Annotated in this window: 11 protein-coding genes and 3 pseudogenes; 7 read left to right on the forward strand and 7 right to left on the reverse strand. The window is 63.7% G+C overall.

The window, feature by feature from the left end; all coding sequences use genetic code 11:
* Positions 1–297 precede the first annotated feature (297 nt).
* On the reverse strand, positions 298–1,323 hold the full coding sequence (locus AU465_RS17860; RefSeq protein WP_192250456.1) for an IS110 family RNA-guided transposase: 1,026 nt from the start codon (positions 1,321–1,323) through the stop codon (positions 298–300).
* A 75-nt stretch (positions 1,324–1,398) separates the two neighbouring features.
* On the opposite strand from AU465_RS17860, the pseudogene AU465_RS17865 reads away from it, so the two are divergent.
* Positions 1,399–1,659 (forward strand): annotated as a pseudogene (locus AU465_RS17865) (transposase); the annotation flags it as partial.
* Positions 1,660–1,665: 6 nt separating this feature from the next.
* On the opposite strand, the gene AU465_RS17870 reads toward AU465_RS17865, so the two are convergent.
* On the reverse strand, positions 1,666–3,639 hold the full coding sequence (locus AU465_RS17870) for a BTAD domain-containing putative transcriptional regulator (protein ID WP_192250516.1): 1,974 nt from the start codon (positions 3,637–3,639) through the stop codon (positions 1,666–1,668).
* 241 nt (positions 3,640–3,880) lie between these two features.
* Between AU465_RS17870 and AU465_RS36625 the strand changes: the two are divergent.
* The 3 genes and pseudogenes from AU465_RS36625 to AU465_RS17880 form a co-directional block, all read left to right on the forward strand.
* Positions 3,881–4,153 (forward strand): annotated as a pseudogene (locus AU465_RS36625) (EamA family transporter); the annotation flags it as partial.
* 151 nt (positions 4,154–4,304) lie between these two features.
* Complete coding sequence (locus tag AU465_RS36630; protein ID WP_246506215.1) at positions 4,305–4,796, forward strand: EamA family transporter; 492 nt, start codon at positions 4,305–4,307, stop codon at positions 4,794–4,796.
* Positions 4,797–4,868: 72 nt separating this feature from the next.
* Positions 4,869–5,681: a DUF1194 domain-containing protein gene (locus tag AU465_RS17880; RefSeq protein ID WP_192250458.1), complete on the forward strand. Its 813-nt coding sequence runs from the start codon at positions 4,869–4,871 to the stop codon at positions 5,679–5,681.
* A gap of 71 nt (positions 5,682–5,752) precedes the next feature.
* Here AU465_RS17880 and AU465_RS17885 read toward each other — a convergent pair whose 3' ends face one another.
* The 5 genes and pseudogenes from AU465_RS17885 to AU465_RS17905 form a co-directional block, all read right to left on the reverse strand.
* Positions 5,753–7,717 (reverse strand): glycoside hydrolase family 127 protein, encoded by a 1,965-nt coding sequence (locus AU465_RS17885; RefSeq protein ID WP_192250461.1) that lies wholly within the window; start codon positions 7,715–7,717, stop codon positions 5,753–5,755.
* Positions 7,718–7,745: 28 nt separating this feature from the next.
* Positions 7,746–8,664 (reverse strand): annotated as a pseudogene (locus AU465_RS17890) (carbohydrate ABC transporter permease).
* Positions 8,664–9,590, reverse strand: coding sequence for a carbohydrate ABC transporter permease (locus AU465_RS17895; protein WP_192250464.1), 927 nt, complete (start codon positions 9,588–9,590; stop codon positions 8,664–8,666). Before AU465_RS17895 ends, AU465_RS17890 begins: the two are co-directional and overlap by 1 nt.
* A gap of 177 nt (positions 9,591–9,767) precedes the next feature.
* On the reverse strand, positions 9,768–11,030 hold the full coding sequence (locus AU465_RS17900) for an ABC transporter substrate-binding protein (RefSeq protein WP_210325146.1): 1,263 nt from the start codon (positions 11,028–11,030) through the stop codon (positions 9,768–9,770).
* Between the two features lie 50 nt (positions 11,031–11,080).
* Complete coding sequence (locus AU465_RS17905; RefSeq protein ID WP_192250470.1) at positions 11,081–12,133, reverse strand: LacI family DNA-binding transcriptional regulator; 1,053 nt, start codon at positions 12,131–12,133, stop codon at positions 11,081–11,083.
* A 481-nt stretch (positions 12,134–12,614) separates the two neighbouring features.
* Here AU465_RS17905 and AU465_RS17910 point away from each other — a divergent pair, with 481 nt between their 5' ends.
* From AU465_RS17910 to AU465_RS17920, 3 genes are all read left to right on the forward strand, one after another.
* On the forward strand, positions 12,615–13,709 hold the full coding sequence (locus AU465_RS17910; RefSeq protein WP_192250473.1) for a branched-chain amino acid ABC transporter substrate-binding protein: 1,095 nt from the start codon (positions 12,615–12,617) through the stop codon (positions 13,707–13,709).
* 81 nt (positions 13,710–13,790) lie between these two features.
* Positions 13,791–16,262: an adenylate/guanylate cyclase domain-containing protein gene (locus AU465_RS17915; protein ID WP_192250520.1), complete on the forward strand. Its 2,472-nt coding sequence runs from the start codon at positions 13,791–13,793 to the stop codon at positions 16,260–16,262.
* Between the two features lie 594 nt (positions 16,263–16,856).
* Positions 16,857–17,111 carry a hypothetical protein gene (locus AU465_RS17920; protein ID WP_192250476.1) on the forward strand — a complete coding sequence of 85 codons (255 nt, stop codon included), beginning with the start codon at positions 16,857–16,859 and terminating at the stop codon, positions 17,109–17,111.
* Positions 17,112–17,186: the final 75 nt, after the last annotated feature.

Genomic DNA, 17,186 nt, shown 5'->3' on the forward strand with positions numbered 1-17,186 from the left:
GTGCTGAAGCCCGGCGATATCGTCGTCATGGACATGTGTGGACGCCCCCGTCAGCGCAAGAAGAATCTTTTGTGAAGAATGAGGAGCGTGGTCGGGTGCTGACATGTGTCCGGCCTCCGATGCGGCGTTCGACATGCCGCGGGCCCGTATGGGAGTTCGCGGATCGAGTCCAATTCAACCTCGCGCGCTCAAGGCGCGTATCCATGATCTGGTTTTCCCGATCCCGTCTCGTTGACCGTTGCGCCATACTCTCCGTTCGACCTTCTCACGCTTTGGTAGCCCGCTCAGGGGAGCGGACTATCCCGCCAAGGCTGGTGTCCGATAGGTTCCACCCTTGGCCATCAGGGCCCACACGATGCGCGCCGTCTTGTTGGCCAGGGCGACGATCACCAGCATGGGCGGCTTGCGGCTCAGCATCCGCGAGAGCCACGGATCTGCCGTCGCGCCCTTGCGCATAGCCCAGCGCACGGTAGCGCTGGCCCCGATGATCAGCAGCCGGCGCAAGGTTCGCTCGCCCATTCGGGACGTTTCGCCGAGCTTCTGCTTTCCCCCTGAGGAATGTTGCAGCGGCGTGAGGCCGAGCCATGCCGCGAAGTCGCGCCCTCTCTTGAAGGTCTTGGCAGAAGGCGCCAACGCGGCAACAGCCGTCGCGCTAATCGGTCCTATGCCGGGGATGGTCATCAATCGCTTGGCTTCGGCATCATTCCTGGCGCGCCGGGCAATCTCGCGGTCGAGCATTGCCACCTTCTCATCCAGGGAGCGGAGCTGTTCGACGACCAGAGACAGGATCTGGCGGGCGGCTTCGGGGATGGTAGAATCCTTGTCCTCTATCTCTGCGATAAGCTTGGCTACATGGAAGAGGCCCTGCGCAGCCACCAGCCCAAACTCGGCAAGATGGCCCCGTATCGCATTGATGGTTTGCGTCCGCTGGCGAACCATCAGGTCGCGAACGCGAAACACCATAGCCGTAGCTTGCTGATCTTCGCTCTTCACCGCTACGAATCGCATGGTCGGCCGTTGCGCAGCTTCGCAGATCGCTTCGGCGTCAGCGGCATCGTTCTTCTGCCGCTTCACGAAAGGCTTCACGTATCCCGGAGCGATTAGCCGGACATCGTGCCCCAGCTTCGCAATCTCCCGCGCCCAGTAATGGCCGCCGGCGCACGCTTCCATGGCAACCGTGCAGGCCGGCTGAGCAGCAAGAAACCGAAGCACGTGATCGCGGCGAAGCTTCTTCCTGAACAACACAGCTCCCGACGCATCCGAACCGTGGGCTTGGAACACGTTCTTCGCCAGATCCAATCCGATTATGTTAACTTCCAACATGGACGCCTCCGTTCAAGTGATGATCGACGACACCACTTTGGCACAGCGATGCCGTGAGGGGGCGTCCACCCCATCAACCTGGGAAGCCATAAGTCCGCGGCCATCAGGCAGATGATCAAGGCCGCTGGCGCCAGGCTCTGGTACCTGCCGCCCTACTCACCGGACCTCAATCCGATCGAGCAGGCCTTCGCCAAGATCAAACACTGGATGCGCCAAGCGCAGAAACGCACCGTCGAGGACACCTGGCGCCACATCGGCCACCTCGTCGAAACCATCGAGGCAGCCGAATGCAAGAACTACTTCGCAAACGCCGGATACGCTTCCGTCAAAACGTGAAAGACTCTAGGAATTCGGAAGGCCGGCTCTCGATAGCATCTCAAGGAACCGGAAGTGATGATCGTCCCTCACATAGCGCGGCATAAAGCCGGGGCAGACATTGCCCAGGTTGAGAAATGGAAGTTGCGACAGGCAATGATGGATGGCGCGTGAAGCCTCTTCATTGTTGCCAGTCGCCGAAGCGGCGGCCGCCCAATAAAGGGCGCCGCGGACGAAACCCGGCTTTGTCCTGACCACCCTGCGGGCGACGTCGAGCGCCCGGCGGTCGTCGCCGCCGGCGAAGAACGCAACAGCCAAGCCGTGGTGACGCCAGAAGTCGATGACGTCGTGCGTGCCGAGCCGGATCGCTTCATTGGCCGAGCGCAACGCTTCGCTCACCTGGCCGCGCAGGCCGTAAAGCTCGCCGAGATCACCATGGCCGCTCGGATAGCTCGGGTTGAGGCTGACTGCGTGGCGGCATTCGACAATTGCCTCGTCGATCCGGCCGTCACACAAATAGGCAAAAGACAGAACGCAGCGGGCGATTTCATCGTCCGGCACAGCCATCACGGAATCTTCGGCAAGCCGGATCGCGTTGTCGACATGCTCCCGCTTGCCAGGCAGCGCGCCGAATGCGAGCCCCATGGTCGTCGCGATGGACAATGTCCGCTTTGCCCGAGCATTTTCCGGCGCAATCAACAGCGCCTTCTCGGCGAGTTCCTTCGACTCCAGCAGCGAGTCCCTGGTCATCTCGAAGTACTTCATCAGCGCTTCATTCACCAACCAGCGCACCTCTGGAACGCCCGCCGGGCTCTTGTCGCGAACCTTCCAGTTGGTCAGTTGAAGTTCGAGACTGACCGCCAGCACAACCGACTGTGCGATCCTGTCCTGGAATTCGAGCGCGTTCTCCGAATGGCCGTCGAATTTCTGGGCCCAGACATTGTGACCACCGGCAGCGTCGACAAGCTGGACGTTCACCCTCAGTTCATCCCCGGACCTCTGGATGCTGCCGCTGAGCGTATAGCGGGCGCGCAGCGTGGTCGGCGCCTTGGAATCCTCGCCGCTCTCCAAGTGCGGGAGCCCCGAGAGAACGACATAGTTGGCCACCTCGGAGAGGGCCGTGGTGATGTCATGAACGAGACCCTTGGCGAAGAAGTCGTCGCCTCGCTCTCCCGTCAAATTGGCGAAGTCGCCGACACTGATGGATGGACGCCCGAGGCGCTGGCCGGCCGGAACCGCATTTGCAGGCTGCTGACTTGGCGAAGTATCGGCGGAAGACAGGGATTGCCAAAGCGCTCGGGTCTCCGGGCTGACGTCGACACCGAATTCCTTCTTCAACACGCTTCTGCAAGCTTCGAACGTTCGCAGGGCCTTGTCTCGCTGACCGCAGGCAATGAGCAGTTCCATCTTCAGCCGATAGGACTCTTCCCGCGTCGGTTCCATGGCCAGAATTCGATCCGCCACGACCAGCCCGTTTTCAGCGTCGACGAGGCGCGCGAGCCTCTCGAAGGACTCAAGAGCACGGTTCAGCAGCCTTTCGCGTTCCGATGCCGCCCAATCATCGAAAGCATTGCTGCCCAGGTAAAACCCGTCGAGAAATGGCCCGGTGTAAAGTGCCAGAGCCGTTTGGAGTTCCTGAGCGGAACGGGCTAAAAGACCGGTTTCAAAATCCTCCACGTCAACCCACACCGCGTCCGGTGCAAGGCCGATCAGCTCCTTGTGGGAATGGACGATATCCATGCCTGCTCGCGACAGATCCCGGCGCAGGACGCTCAGTGTTTGCCGCAAGCTGTTGCGCGAGTGCTCATTGTCGCTATCGCTCCACAGAAGGTCAGCCAGCCTCTCCCGTGGTGCCGCCATGCCCGGACAGCGGGCCAGATAGGCGAGGATCGCCGGGCCTCGCTTTCCGGTCAGCCAAACCGGACCGCCAGCTTCCTTTTCAATCTGGAAACCGCCGAAGAGTGAGACTTTGCTGCCGGCGACGCCTGCCCCATTTCGCATTTGCTTAAACAGCTTTTCAGAATCACGAAATTCTAACTCAAAACTAACGCTGCGGAAACTCCGCCGCCCCGGCCCCAAGCGCTGCCATGACGATACACCAATTAGGCTTCGCTGAATTAGTGAAAGCTGAAACCCGCCATGGGTTTCCGCTCCGGGGGTGCGGCGGATGTCAAAGCTCACAGCCAACTTGCTGCTCCTTTTCGCCGCCGCTTTGTGGGGCTTCGGGAACGTGGCGCAGAAGATGGTGCTCGATCACCTCGATGCGCTGAGCGCTGTTGGCCTGCGCTGCCTGATCGGGGGGCTGCTTGTGCTGCCCTTCGTCCTGACGGAACGGCGGCTGCCTGCCGGCGCCGGCCATTTTTCCAGCCTGGCTCGGGTGGTCGCGCTGTTTGCCGTCTCCATCGTACTGCAGCAGCTCTGCTATCTTGGCGCCACCGTCACCAACGCAAGCTTCCTGATCAGCACGGCAACGGTGATAACGCCGCTGGCCGCCTGGCTGCTCATGGGCGAGCGTCCGAAGACGGGTCTCATACTTGCGGCCGGATCGACCGTCGTCGGCTGCCTGTTTCTTTCAGGTGGGATCGCCGGGCTCAGCAGCGGGGATATCACCGCTGTCCTGTCGGCCGGCTGCTATGCGCTCTGGACGGTCGAGCTTTGGCCGGCACATGCAGGCCCATGCGCGTCCGCTCACGGCCGCGGCCGCACAGTTCCTCGGCGCAGCGGCCTTCGCCCTTCCGCTCGGGGCGGTGCACGGCAACCTGTCATTCGCAGCGGCTTCCGAGGCTGCCCCTGAACTCTTGGTGCTCGGGGTTTTCTCGACCGCGGTCGCCTTCGGCGTACTGATTGCCGCCCTGCGCTTCACCTCCGCCAGCCATGCTGCCGTGATCGTCAGTGCCGAAAGCGTCTTCGGCGCCATGGGTGCGGCGATCTTCCTTGGCGAGCGGTCTTCTGCCGTAGGCGCGTTGGGCGCGGCGATCATTCTCGGCTCGATCCTTTCGGTCGCGATGTCGAACCGAACGCCGGCGGCACGCCTGCCGTTGCGAACCGACCCCAGCACTTCCGACATGCCGGCCCGCGCCTTTGCAGCCGCCCCGGCGGGTTGGGGCACTACCGTCAATCCAGGTCACGAGGAGGCATTCCATGACCCTTCCCGGTAACGCCCTCACTCGTCCTGCCAGCCGCAGTCGACCGCTTCGAAAAACGATTTGTCGTTGAGAATGGAGGGTAACATGGTTGGACGCCATCATCAGGAATCGGGCCCCGGGTCTCACTCCGGGACGGGACAGCGGGCCAATTCATTGCTGAGACTGGCGGCGCTCGCCGCCATGGCGTTTTGGGCACCGACCGCGCATGCCGCCAACGTCGATGGTGCGGTGCTGAACGTCGACGTCGCGGTCGTGTTCGCCGTGGACTTCTCATCGTCTATCGATCCCAAGATCGCCGATCTTCAGCGCGAAGGACATGCCGCGGCGCTCACCTCGCCCGAGATCATCAGCGCCATCACCCAGAACTATATCGGTTGCATCGGCGTGGCCTATTTCGAATGGTCAAGTCCAGGTCACTCACGCACCGTGCTGCCGTGGACACGTATCTGCGGCCTGGAAGACGCCAAGGCAGCGGCGTCGGTGATCAGGACGAACGGCGACACCGGCTATCTCCGCCGGGGCCGCGGCGGAACATCGGTTTCGGCGGCCATCGATGTCGGAAGCCTTCTGCTCGACCGGTTTCCGGGCAATGCGATGAAGAAGGTGATCGATATCTCTTCCAACGGCGAGAACAATGACGGACTGCCCGTTCAGCCGAGCCGGCAGAATGCCATCGCCAAGGGATACACGATCAACGCGATCGCCATTCCAACGGACGACGAGGACCCCGGGCAGCCGCTGGCGTCCTACTTTGCGCAGTCCGTCATCGGCGGCTCCCAGGCTTTCGTAATTTCGCCCACGGGGCCGCGCGACTACATCACGGCTCTGCGCCGCAAGCTGGTGACGGAAGTCAGCATGAACGTCGATCGACACATTCCGGCGACAGGGCCTCAATAGGCCTGCCGCGCCTTTGATCAAAGCACGGCGAGCGCTGCACCACGCCCGATGCGGATGCAGCGCCGGCCGCCCTACCCTTCCCGCAGCCAGACCAGCATCTCGCCGGGATCGCGGTTGTCCCAGGCGAAATACGGGACAGCCTTGAGCTTCGTCTCTTCCGTGGCCGGGAGTTCGGAGCGGTAGAGATCGCTGCCCCAGTTGTCCGTCTCGGTCCTGCTGCCGATGGCCGAGAGCGTGACGACGCCGCCGAGCAGGTTCGGCTCGGAATGCGCTTCCAGCTTGGCCTCACGCGGCAGAGCGATGCGGTGCAGCCCACCGCCATTGTCGGTTTCCTCGACGCAGTAGATCAGCGGGCCGCGCGCGAGCGCGACGCGGCCGATATCCTGGCGCACATGCGGGTTGGCGAAGAGCCGGGCCATCGACATTTCGAGGTCGAGCTCGACCCGGTCGCCCTGGCGCCACTCGCGCCGGATCGCGGCATAGCCGTCGCTCGCCGCATCGAGATCGACCATCTTGCCGTTCACCCTGAGCGCCGCGTTGCGGCACCAGGCAGGCACGCGCAGGTAAAGCGTGAACGCAATCGGCGCCTCCGCCTCGATCTCGATCGCGACCGCGCCGTCCCAGGGATAGTTGCTGGTCTGGACGAGGCTGACCGGCCGGCCGGCGATCTCGAAGCGGGCGGTCGAGTCGCCATAAAGATGGACTGCCAACGCATCGTCGGCGAGGCCGTAGAAATAGCTGCCGATCGACGCCACCATGCGGCCGATATTGGGCGGGCAGCACGGGCAGCGATGCCATTTCCAGCGATGATGGCCGCCGCGGCTCTCCAGCGGATTCTCGTAGAAGAACAGCGAACCGTCGAGCGACAGGCCCGAGATCGAGCCGTTATAGAGGGCGCGCTCCATCATGTCGGCGTAGCGGGCGTTCGGCCCCATGCCGAGCATGCGGCTCGCCCAGAACACCAGGCCGACCGAAGCGCAGGTCTCGGCATAAGCGGTCTCGTTGGGCAGGTCGTAATCGTTGGTGAAGCCTTCGTTGTCGGCCGACGGACCGAGACCGCCGGTGACGTAGAGGCTTTTCGTCGTGAGATCGTCCCACAACCGCTCGAGCGCCGCCTTCAGCGTGTCGTCGCCATATTCGGTCGCGATGTCGGCCATGCCGGAATAGAGATACATCGCCCGCACTGCATGGCCGACGACCTTGTCCTGCTCGCGCACCGGCTTGTGCGACTGGTTGTATTCGTAGGTCTTGAAGTGAAAGTCCTTGGGGTCGGCGCCGCGCGCCAGCGCCTCCTCGTCGAAGTAGTGCGGCTGCTGCCCGCGCTGGTCGATGAAGTATTTTGCCAGCTTCATATATTTCTCGTTGCCGGTGACGCGGGCGAGCTTGACCAGCGCCAGCTCGATCTCCTCGTGGCCGCAATAGCCCTTCCGCTTGCCGGGCTCGGGGCCGAAAGTGTCGGCGATGTGGTCGGCATAGCGGCTCATGATATCGAGCAGCTTGCGTTTTCCCGTCGCCTGAAAGTAAGCGACCGCGCCCTCGATCAGATGGCCGGCGCAGTAGAGCTCATGGCAGTCGCGCAGATTGGTCCAGCGCAGGCCGGGCTGGATGCGCTGGTACCAGCTCGAGAGATAGCCATCCTCCTGCTGCAGCTTGCCGTACATGTCGATGACGGCGTCGATCTTCCTTTCCAGATCGGGATTGCGGCGCCGGTAGAGCGAATAGGCCGCGGTCTCGATCGTCTTGCCCCAGTCGGAATCCCAGAACATCTGCGTCGTCACGGTGCGCGCGGTAAAACCGTCGCTGACATGGAAGGGAATGACGACGCCCGGCGACGGCCGGTCCGGATCGATCTGCTCCAGCATGCGCGCCTCGACGCAGCGGTCGTAGAGGATGCCGGCGGTCTTAGCGGCAACCGCGTCGACACGGTCGCCCCAGAAGCCGCGGACGTCGACCTGCGGCACGGGCAACGGCCGGAAGGCGAGCTTCAGCTTGGCGGCCTTGCTGGCCTCGGTTGCGGCGGGTTGCGGTGCGGTCATGAACGTCACTCCATTCGAATGCGGGAAATCACTTGACGGCCCCGGCCATCAGGCCGCGGATGTAGAAGCGCTGCAGCGCCAGGAAGAGGATCAGGCAGGGCACCATCATCACGGTGACGCCCGCCTGCACGGCGCCCCAGTCGATGGCGCCGAAGCGGCCGGACTGCAGCGCGGTCATCGCCCGCCTGCACGGCGCCCCAGTCGATGGCGCCGAAGCGGCCGGACTGCAGCGCGGTCATCATCACCGGCAGGGTGAATTTGGACTGGTCGGTCATCAGCACCAGTGCCGCCAGGAACTCGTTCCAGGCGCCGAGGAACGCGAACAGCGCGATGGTGACCACACCCGGCCAGACCAGCGGCAGCATCACCTTGACCAGCATGGTGACGTTGTTGGCGCCGTCCATGCGCGCCGCCTCCTCGATCTCGCGCGGCACGGCGTCGAAGGCATTGCGCATCATGAAGATCGAGAACGGCAGCTGCAGCGTGACATAAACGCAGACCAGACCTGTCAGCGTGTTGTGCAGGCCGAGCCTGGTCAGCACGAGAAAGATCGGCGTCAGGATCGACTGGAACGGGATCATGATCGTCGACAGGATGAGGACGAAGAAGAAGTCCCTGAACGGAAAGCGGAAACGGGAGAAGCCGTAGCCGGCCAGCACGCTGACCAGAACGGACAGGATCACCGTCATCGCCGAGACGTAGATGCTGTTCTGCGCCGAGGCCCAAAGCCCGTCGCCGAAGCTGTTCAACGTCTGATAATTCTCGACCGAGAAGCCGGTGGTCGGCCAGGGCGGCAGCGGCGGCTGGCGCGCCTCCTGCGCCGGCTTGAAGGTGGAGAGCACGGTCCACACGATCGGCGCCAGGAACAGCACCGAGGCGATGATGCCGGTGGAATGCCTGGCGTGGCTGAAGGCCGCTTTCCGGTTCTGCGACATCGCCCCCGCCATCAGTCGAGCCCCTCGGGCTTGCGCAGCAGCCAGAGCTGGATGAGGCTGAGCGCCACCAGGATGACCAAGAGCACCATCGAAAGTGCAGCGCCGTAGCCGAGCTTGAACGAGACGAAGGACTGGTTGAAGATCCAGTAGACCGCCGTCAGCGTCTGGTTGCGCGGGCCGCCGCGCAGGATGATGTAGAACTGGTCGAAGGCGAGGATGGAGCCGGCGACCGATAGGATCAGCGCCAGCGCCAGCGTGCGGCGCATCAGCGGCAGCGTGATCGCTCTGAACCTGGCGAACGGGCCGGCGCCATCGATGACCGCGGCCTCCTGCAGATCCTGCGGGATCGACTGCAGGCCAGTCATCAGGATGATCATGGTGAAGCCGGCGACCTTCCAGACCACCATGGCGATGATCGACCAGAAGGCCGGCTGGAAGGTGGCCAGAAGATTGACCTTTTTCCCGGTCAGGCCGAGGTCGAAGGCGGTCGGGCTGAACAGGCCGGAATCGACATTCAAGAGCCACGACCAGAGCAGGCTCGCCGAGGCGAAGCCCACCACCGCCGGCATGAAGAAGGCGGTGCGGTAGAGATTGGTCAGCGGGCGCGGGCGCTCGATGAAAATCGCCAGCGGAAAGGCGACTGCGAAGATCGCGATGGTGACGATCACCGTGTAATAGGCGGTGAATTTGAGCGCGTTCCAGAAGCGGGTGTCGCGCAGGATGGCAAAATAATTGTCGAGGCCGATGAAGGCATGCTCACCCATCAGCGGCCAGTTGTTGAGCGACATCCACGCCGTCATGCCGAGCGGGATGACAAAGAAGACGACAACGAAGGCGACGGCCGGCAGGACGTAGAGCAGGCCCACCCATTGCCGGCGGCTGACGCCGGCCCGTGTTCGGGCGCGGGCGGGTGCCGAGGTTGCGGTGATGGTGGTCATGCGGGTCTCTCGTTGGCGCTGCGTCCCCCTCCCCCTTGAGGGGAGGGTCCAGCCGAAAGGCCGGGGGTGGGGTCGCCCGCGACGCGCGCCAACGCAAAAGAACGTCGAGCGCTGCCGAGACGACCCCACCCGGACCTTCGGTCCGACCTCCCCTCAAGGGGGAGGTTTTGGCTGGCGCTATTTCTGCGGCGCCTGGTCGATGATCGACTGCATGGTCTCCTGCGCATTCGAAATGGCGCCGTCGACATCGTCGCCGAAGAACACCTCGTTGACCATCTGCGTCCACGGGCCGTTGGCGGAGTTGATCAGGTCGTTGAACACCACCGTGTAGGGCGTGCGGCCCTTGGCCATCGCCTCGGCCGCCACCTGGTAGCGCGGGTCGAGATCCTTGAGCGCTTCCTTGGCGATGTCGCCGCGCACCGGCAGGCTGCCATATTTGGCGAGGATGGTCTGGCCCTCCAGCGAATAGGCGAAGTCCAAAAACTCCTTCACCACGGCGACCTTCTTGGTGCCCTTGGTGACGACGAAATTGTCGCCGCCGGCAAAGGACGACCAGCCGCCATCCTTGCCGGGCAGGAAGGTGATGCCGTAGTCGATATCCGGATATTGCGTGTTGAGCGCGCCGATGGCGAAGGCGCCGGACGGCGAGATGCCGATCTTGCCGCCGGCAAAGGCGGCGAAGAAGTTGGCGCCGGTGTCGGTCTGCGCGCCTTCAGGGACCATCCCCTTCTTGACCATAGAGCGGTAGAGGTCGATCGCGCCGCGCAGCTGCGGGCTGTCCAGCGTCGCCTTCGAGCCGTCCTCGGAGAGGATGTCGCCGCCGGAGGCCCAGATCAGCGGCGTGAAGGTGAAGATGTTGCAGCCGCCGCAATTGCCGGAGAAGTAGAAGCCCTTGATGTCGCCGCCGAGCGCGTTGACCTTCTCGGCGTCGGCTTCGATCTCTGCCCAGTTGGTCGGCCCCTTCTCGGGGTCGAGGCCGGCCTGCTTGAACAGCTTCTTGTTCCAGATCAGAACCGAGGAATCGGCCGAGAACGGCAGGCCGTAGATGCGGCCCTTATGGGTGCCGGTCTTCACATGCGCCGGCGACAGGCTCGAAAAATAGGGCAAGGATTTCGCCCAGTCGGTGATGTCCTCGAGCTGGCCGGCGGCGGCGAAGGACGGCGTGTAGATCAGGTCGAGCGACAGCGCGTCGGGCGCGGTGCCGCCGGCGGCGGCGGCGCCATATTTCGGGATGATCTCGGCATTAGGGATGATGTCGAGCTTGATCTGGTCCTTATGCGCCTTGTTGAAAGCGTCGACGATGCGCGGCATGAAATTCGAGCCGTCGGCGCGCACCCAGATGTTGGCGGTCTCGGCGGACGCCGCCTGCAGGCCGCCGCCGATCACGGCCGCGGCCAAAGCCAGCTTGGCAATCAAGGTCTTCACGGTATTCCTCCTCATGGTTCTCCTCCCGGTTTGGCCGTTGCGCGACGGCCGTTTCGTTTGATGCCTCAGCCGCCCAGCGGACGGCCGCATGACTGACGCACCACCAGCCGGCACGGCAGTTTCCTGATGCCCGGCGCGGCCGGCTGGCCGCCCACGAGCGAAAGCAAAGCGAGCCCGGCCTCGCGGCCGAGCGTCGCCAGGTTCATGTCGACGGACGTGAGCGGCGGGCGCGTCGCCTCGGCCACGATCTCCCAATTGTCGAAGCCGATGACGCCGACATCGTCGGGCACGCGGATGCCGCGTTCGCGCAGCGCGTCGATGACGCCGCGCGCGATCTGGTCGTTGCCGCAGAAGACGGCGTCCGGCCAGCCTTCCCTGTCCGCCTTGCCGAACAGTTTTGCGACCGCTTCGTGGCCCCAGGCTTCCGACCAGGCCCCAAGCAGCGGCTCGCTGACGGGCAAGCCGTGCTCCTCGAGCACGTCCCGGTAGGCCTGCGCCCGCGTGTGCACCACCGCGAAGCTCGCCGGGCCGCTGACGTGGGCGATGCGGCGGCGCCCGAGCCGCAAAAAGTGCTCGACCGCCAGGCGCGCGCCGCCGGCATCGTCGGAAACGAGGCCGACCGCGCCGGGATCCGGCTGGGTGAAGGCATAGACGACAGGAACGCGCAGATTGGAGAGATCGACCGGCAGATGGCGGTCGATGCGTTTTCCCGTGGCGATGATGCCGTCGACGCGCTTGTCGAGCATCGCCTCGACATGCAACTGGCCGAGCCTTGTGTCGTCCTCGACATTGCACAGGAACACCGAAACGCCATTGTCGACCAGCGCATCCGAAACGCCGGCCATCAGCGGCAGCGAGAAGCGGCCATAGGTATCGTTGGTGAGCAGCCCGACGGTGAAGCTGCGCTTGCGCAACAGGCTCTGCGCCAGGTGGTTCGGCCGGAAGCCGAGCAGCCGCGCCACCTCACGGATGCGCTCGCGCGTCTCGGCGGTCATGCGCCCCTGCCCGTTCAGCGCTTTGGACGCCGTCGCCACGCTGACGCCCGCCGCGGCCGCCACCTCGCGCAGCGTGACCGGCGTCTTGGCGGAAACTGGCGCTGGCTCGGCGTCGGCGGACATGGATCGAGGCGCATCCCCCTGGTTGGGAAAAGGTTTTCTCTTATCGCCCTGCGCGGTGATGACGGGTGAGGTCAGCAGGTGCGGGCGATTTGGGAAAAGGTTTTCTCAGAGGGAGACTAGGGGAAGGTGGGGAGGTTGGCAAGGGGGATGGCGAGCAGGGCGGCGCGATCATTCGCCACTAGTTCTGGAATGGACGGGATGGGCCGACACCGGACTGGCAGCTTCAAGCTGCGGATCTTCAAGAGCGGATATGATGCTCGGCGTTGGCATCGTCATGACCTGACCCAATCACGATGTTCACCCCGGCCAGTGGATGTCTGGATTTGGCGCGCGATTCCGACCTCAGCGAACGAAGTTATGACACGCCATTCGATCGCTTCGCCAATTGCACTGCAATAACATCCGAGACACTCGCGCTTGCCGAAGGGGCTGTCGGCTCTGACGGGATTGGCGTAAGCTACTGTCTACAAGGGGTGCACACATGCACCGTATCATCGCCATAGCGATCGTAATTCTCGCGGCCGTGTTCAGTTCCGCGAGGGCTGAGGTGCTGATCGGGGTATCGGCTGCGATGACAGGACGGCTTGCCTGGATCGGCGAGCAGGGACAGCGCGGCGCGGAGATGGCGGTGGCCGACGTCAACGCGGCGGGCGGCGTGCTCGGCCAGAAGGTGAGGCTCATTTCGGTCGACGATTTCTGCGATCCCGAGCAAGCGGTCGCGGCCGCCCAGAAGCTGGTGGCCGACGGGGTGGTGCTCGTCGTCGGGCATTATTGCTCCGGGGCCTCGATCCCCGCATCAAAAGTGTACGAGGAGGCGGGCGTCGTCGAAATATCCCCAGGCTCGACCAATCCGCAGTTGACCGAACAGGGCCGTGGCAATGTCTTCCGCACCATTGGCCGCGACGATGCGCAAGGCTTCATCGCCGGCAACTACCTTGCCGATCGTTGGGGCGACAAGAAGATTGCAATCCTTCACGACAATTCGACCTATGGGAAGGGTCTCGCCGACGAGACTAGGAAGCAGCTGAACAAACGGGGCGTGACTGAAGCTGTTTACGACGCATACACGCCAGGGAAGGACGACTATTCAGCCGAGGTCGCTGCGTTGCAGACCGCCGGCGTCTCAGTCTTGTATGTGGGTGGGTATCATGCCGAGGTTGCGCTGATTGCTCGCGCTGCACACGACCGTGGCTACACGGTTCAGCTCATATCCGGAGATGCCTTGGCTACCGAGGAATTTGCCCTGATCGCAGGCTCAGCGGCGGAGGGAACCCTGTTCACCTTCCCGGCGGACCCGCGGCGAAATGCCGGCGCGGCCGCGATCGTGGAGCAGTTCCGTGCGGAGAACTTCGAGCCCGCGGGCTACACGCTGTTGAGCTACTGTGCGGTCCAGGTCTGGGCCCAGGCGGTCGCGAAGGCAGGTTCGCTGGAGCCGAAGGCGGTCATCGCGACACTGCACGAACAGGAATTCGACACCGTCATTGGCCGGGTCGATTTCGACGACAAGGGCGACCTCACGAGACAGAGCTGGGTTTGGTACGTCTGGCGGGGCGGGGAGTACGTGCCGGTTGAATAGGGTTCGCCGAACGCCGGCGTGCCGCCTGAGACATCTAGTCTGATGCAGACCAGTGTGGCTCGATTGTTCCGACTCACCGCGATGCTTGAACGCCTCGGCATACGCGGCCGGCTGTTGCTCGCCTTTTTCGGGATCAGCGCCCTTGCGGTGCTGGCAACCGCTGCTGCGCTTTATGCCTTCCTCCAAGTCGGCGACGTCGTCGACCGAATTACCACGGATCGGGTGCCGTCGGCGCTGGCCTCCCTCCAGCTGTCGCGCCAGGCCGAACGGGTCGCTGCTGCCGCGCCATCGGTGCTGGCGGCGACAAGCAGGGCTCAGCACAGCGAGGTCTCGAGCGCCGTCGCGCTCGAGATGTCCCGCCTCGAGGCTCTGCGCACGGACCTCAGGGATGCCACGCTGGGCACAGTGCCTTTGGCTGAGATCGAGGAAGCCGCGGTTGTTCTGAGGCGCAACCTGAAGGAGCTCGACTCTCTGGTTGTCGCGCGGCTCGATGTGGTCGCCCGCAAGGAGGAGCTCCTGAACCGCCTCGCCGCGACGACGACCGGAAGCCACCGCCTTCTGGCCACCGGCATCCTGGTGATGGATTCTAGGCTCCCGCAATGGCGGGCGTTCGCGGCCGATACGTCGCTGTCGCCCGATCGACGCGCAGCGGCAATGGCCGACCTGGTCCAGGCGATTGCGGCTTACATCCCCCAGCAGAAGGCGCTGCTGGAGATCTCGGCAGTCAACGACGCGCTGGTGAAGGCCGCGACCGCGCCGACGCGGGGCGACCTGGCGTTGATCCTCTTTCCGCTGCGCCGCTCGCTTGCCGCTCTGGAAACGGCTTCCTCGGAGATCGACGAAAAGCTGCAGACCCGTTTCCGGCAGCGGGTGGACGAGTTCAAGGCCCTAACCGATGGTGAGAACAGCATCCCGAAGGCACGGGAGGATGAGCTTGCGGTCCTCGCGCAGGGCGAAAAGCTTCTGGCCGAAAACAATCGGCTGTCGCGCAGTCTCACCGCTGCCGTCGACCGTCTTGTCGCAGCAGCCGACCGCGAGATTGCTGCCTCCGGTCGCGAAGCCGCGCGCGTCCAGCGCTTCGGCACCGGCGTTGTCCTCGGCTCCGCCTTTCTCAGCCTGTTGATCTCGGTTCTGGTCGTCTGGCTCTATGTCGACCGCAGCCTTCTCGCCCGTCTGGGAGCGGTGAGCCAGGGCATGCTCGCGATCGCGGGCGGCGATCTTCGTGCGCCGCTGCCGGCCGCGGGCAGCGACGAAATCGGCCGCATGGCCGAGGCGCTGAGCCTCTTCCGGGATACCGCTGTCGAGGTCGAGGAAAAGAATCTGCGCGACGTTGCAGAAGCGCGTCAGCGGCTAGTCGATGCCATCGAAAGCATTTCCGAAGGTTTCGCTCTCTATGACAGAGAGGACTGGCTTGTCCTTAGCAACAGCCGCTACCGCGAACTGCTATACGCCGGTCTGGAGGCCGAGCTAACCCCTGGCACGGCATTCGAGGAGATCATTCGCCGATCCGCCGAGCGCGGCTACATAAGGGATGCCGAGGGGCGGGTCGATGAGTGGGTTGCTGAGCGCCTGTGGCGGCACCGCAACCCTGGCGAACCATGGGTGCAGCGGCGGGGCGACGGACGATGGATCATGGTAAGCGAGCGGCGGATCAGCGCCGGCGGCACGGTCGCCGTCTATTCGGACATCACCGAGCTGAAGCAAAGGGAGGAGAACCTCGCCGAGAAGTCCACTGCCCTAGAGGCGCTTTCCAGCAAGCTGGCCAAATATCTGGCGCCCCAAGTGTACAGCTCGATATTCACCGGCCGCCAAGACGTTAGAATCGCCAGTCAGCGCAAGAAGCTGACCATATGCTTCTCCGACATTGCCGGCTTTACCGAGACCACCGACAAGATGGAGTCCGAGGATCTCACCCAGCTCCTCAATCACTACCTGACGGAAATGTCGAAAATCGCGTCGGATCATGGTGCCACGATCGACAAGTACGTCGGCGACGCGATCCTGATGTTTTTCGGCGACCCTGAGACGCGCGGCGTCAAGGAGGACGCGCTGGCTTGCGTACAGATGGCGCTTGCCATGCAAAAGCGGATCAGCGAGCTTGCCGAAGTCTGGCGGGACATGGGGATCGAAACACCACTGCGCTGCCGCATCGGCATCCATACCGACTACTGCACCGTCGGTAACTTCGGCAGCGAGGACCGGATGGACTACACGATAATCGGCGGCGCCGTGAATCTCGCCTCGCGCCTGGAACAGGAGGCGGCGCCGGGGGCCATCCTCATTTCCTACGAGACGTTTGCGCAAGTGAAGGACACGATCGATTGCGAGGAGATGGGGCACGTCCAGGTCAAGGGGATCGCCTATCCAGTCGCCACCTACCGCGTCATCGATCTGAAGGCCAATCTGGCGGGCGCTTGTCGCGCCGTTCGAACCGAGCTGCCGCACTTCAGGCTGGAACTTGAACCGGAGCTGATGTCCGCCGACGAGCGTGGCGGTGCCGCCACTGCGCTTCTAGATGCACTGGATCGGCTTTCCCACAAGCCCGGGCAGTAATGCTTGGTTCACAACGACCCCTCCCAATGGACGCAAGGAGTAGGATGTGGGACTCCGCTTATTGGCGCTGTCGATGCGAAGGCCGCAGAACGGTCGCGGTTAGAATAGTTCAACACAAGGACACTCGGCGTGCCGCGCATCTTCACCACGCAGCTGACCGTGGCCTGGCTGGGCAAGCTGAGCGTCGTCCAACGCGACGACCAGGCGCGAGCTTGGCTGGACACCGAAGATTCCATTCGAGCAGAGTCTTGCCGAAACAATGGCCACGCTGCAGGAGCTTCGCGCTACGGAGAAAGCCTGCGGGTGACGCCGGTCAGATCCATGGACCGCCTGGCGGCGGACTTTCCTCCCCGATACATCGGCATCGTCCCCAAGGAGTCGAACGCGGCGTTTGCGGGGTTTCGCAAGGTCTGGAGATGGTGCACCTCGGCTGCGAGGGCAGTCTTTGATCCTGTAGGCGCGTCCGTGGCTCTCGGTCTTTTTCCGACGCGACCGTCTGCCCGACTCTTCTTAGGCGCCCCAGCGATGGCGCCGCGCACCGCCATAATCAAGTATAGTTCCTAGCCGATCGCAGACGGAGGAGGAGAAGAGCAAATGTCCGTGGACGTGGGACCGAGAAAAGTGGACGCCGAATATGCGATTGAGTACCTCCAGGAGCATCCGGAAGCCGGGCTTTGCTGCGAGGATCGGCGCTGCTGGATTACGCCGAACGCAAACGAGACCGATCAGCGGATCCTGCTTCTTGATGTGGTTGAGGCTGACCGGCTCAAAGATGATCCTCGCCTTCGACTCGTGTCCGGAATCGCTCATGCGGGCCGGTCGCTCTGGGTCGTTCGGAGAATGACATAATTGGGTGCAGGCCTGGCTCCACAGCAACGCTGCGGCCGGTAGGCCACGGCAGACTGTGGTTCTTCAACCCAGGTG

The sequence above is a fragment of the Mesorhizobium silamurunense genome, from assembly GCF_014843905.1.
Taxonomy (GTDB): Bacteria; Pseudomonadota; Alphaproteobacteria; order Rhizobiales; family Rhizobiaceae; genus Mesorhizobium; species Mesorhizobium silamurunense.

Excerpts from the sequence above, each read along its gene's own strand:
- AU465_RS17860 (WP_192250456.1), bottom strand. The coding sequence starts at position 1,323 with ATGTTGGAAGTTAACATAATCGGATTGGATCTGGCGAAGAACGTGTTC.
- AU465_RS17870 (WP_192250516.1), bottom strand. The coding sequence starts at position 3,639 with ATGCGAAATGGGGCAGGCGTCGCCGGCAGCAAAGTCTCACTCTTCGGC.
- AU465_RS36630 (WP_246506215.1), top strand. The coding sequence starts at position 4,305 with ATGCAGGCCCATGCGCGTCCGCTCACGGCCGCGGCCGCACAGTTCCTC.
- AU465_RS17880 (WP_192250458.1), top strand. The coding sequence starts at position 4,869 with ATGGTTGGACGCCATCATCAGGAATCGGGCCCCGGGTCTCACTCCGGG.
- AU465_RS17885 (WP_192250461.1), bottom strand. The coding sequence starts at position 7,717 with ATGACCGCACCGCAACCCGCCGCAACCGAGGCCAGCAAGGCCGCCAAG.
- AU465_RS17895 (WP_192250464.1), bottom strand. The coding sequence starts at position 9,590 with ATGACCACCATCACCGCAACCTCGGCACCCGCCCGCGCCCGAACACGG.
- AU465_RS17900 (WP_210325146.1), bottom strand. The coding sequence starts at position 11,030 with ATGAGGAGGAATACCGTGAAGACCTTGATTGCCAAGCTGGCTTTGGCC.
- AU465_RS17905 (WP_192250470.1), bottom strand. The coding sequence starts at position 12,133 with ATGTCCGCCGACGCCGAGCCAGCGCCAGTTTCCGCCAAGACGCCGGTC.
- AU465_RS17910 (WP_192250473.1), top strand. The coding sequence starts at position 12,615 with ATGCACCGTATCATCGCCATAGCGATCGTAATTCTCGCGGCCGTGTTC.
- AU465_RS17915 (WP_192250520.1), top strand. The coding sequence starts at position 13,791 with ATGCTTGAACGCCTCGGCATACGCGGCCGGCTGTTGCTCGCCTTTTTC.
- AU465_RS17920 (WP_192250476.1), top strand. The coding sequence starts at position 16,857 with ATGTCCGTGGACGTGGGACCGAGAAAAGTGGACGCCGAATATGCGATT.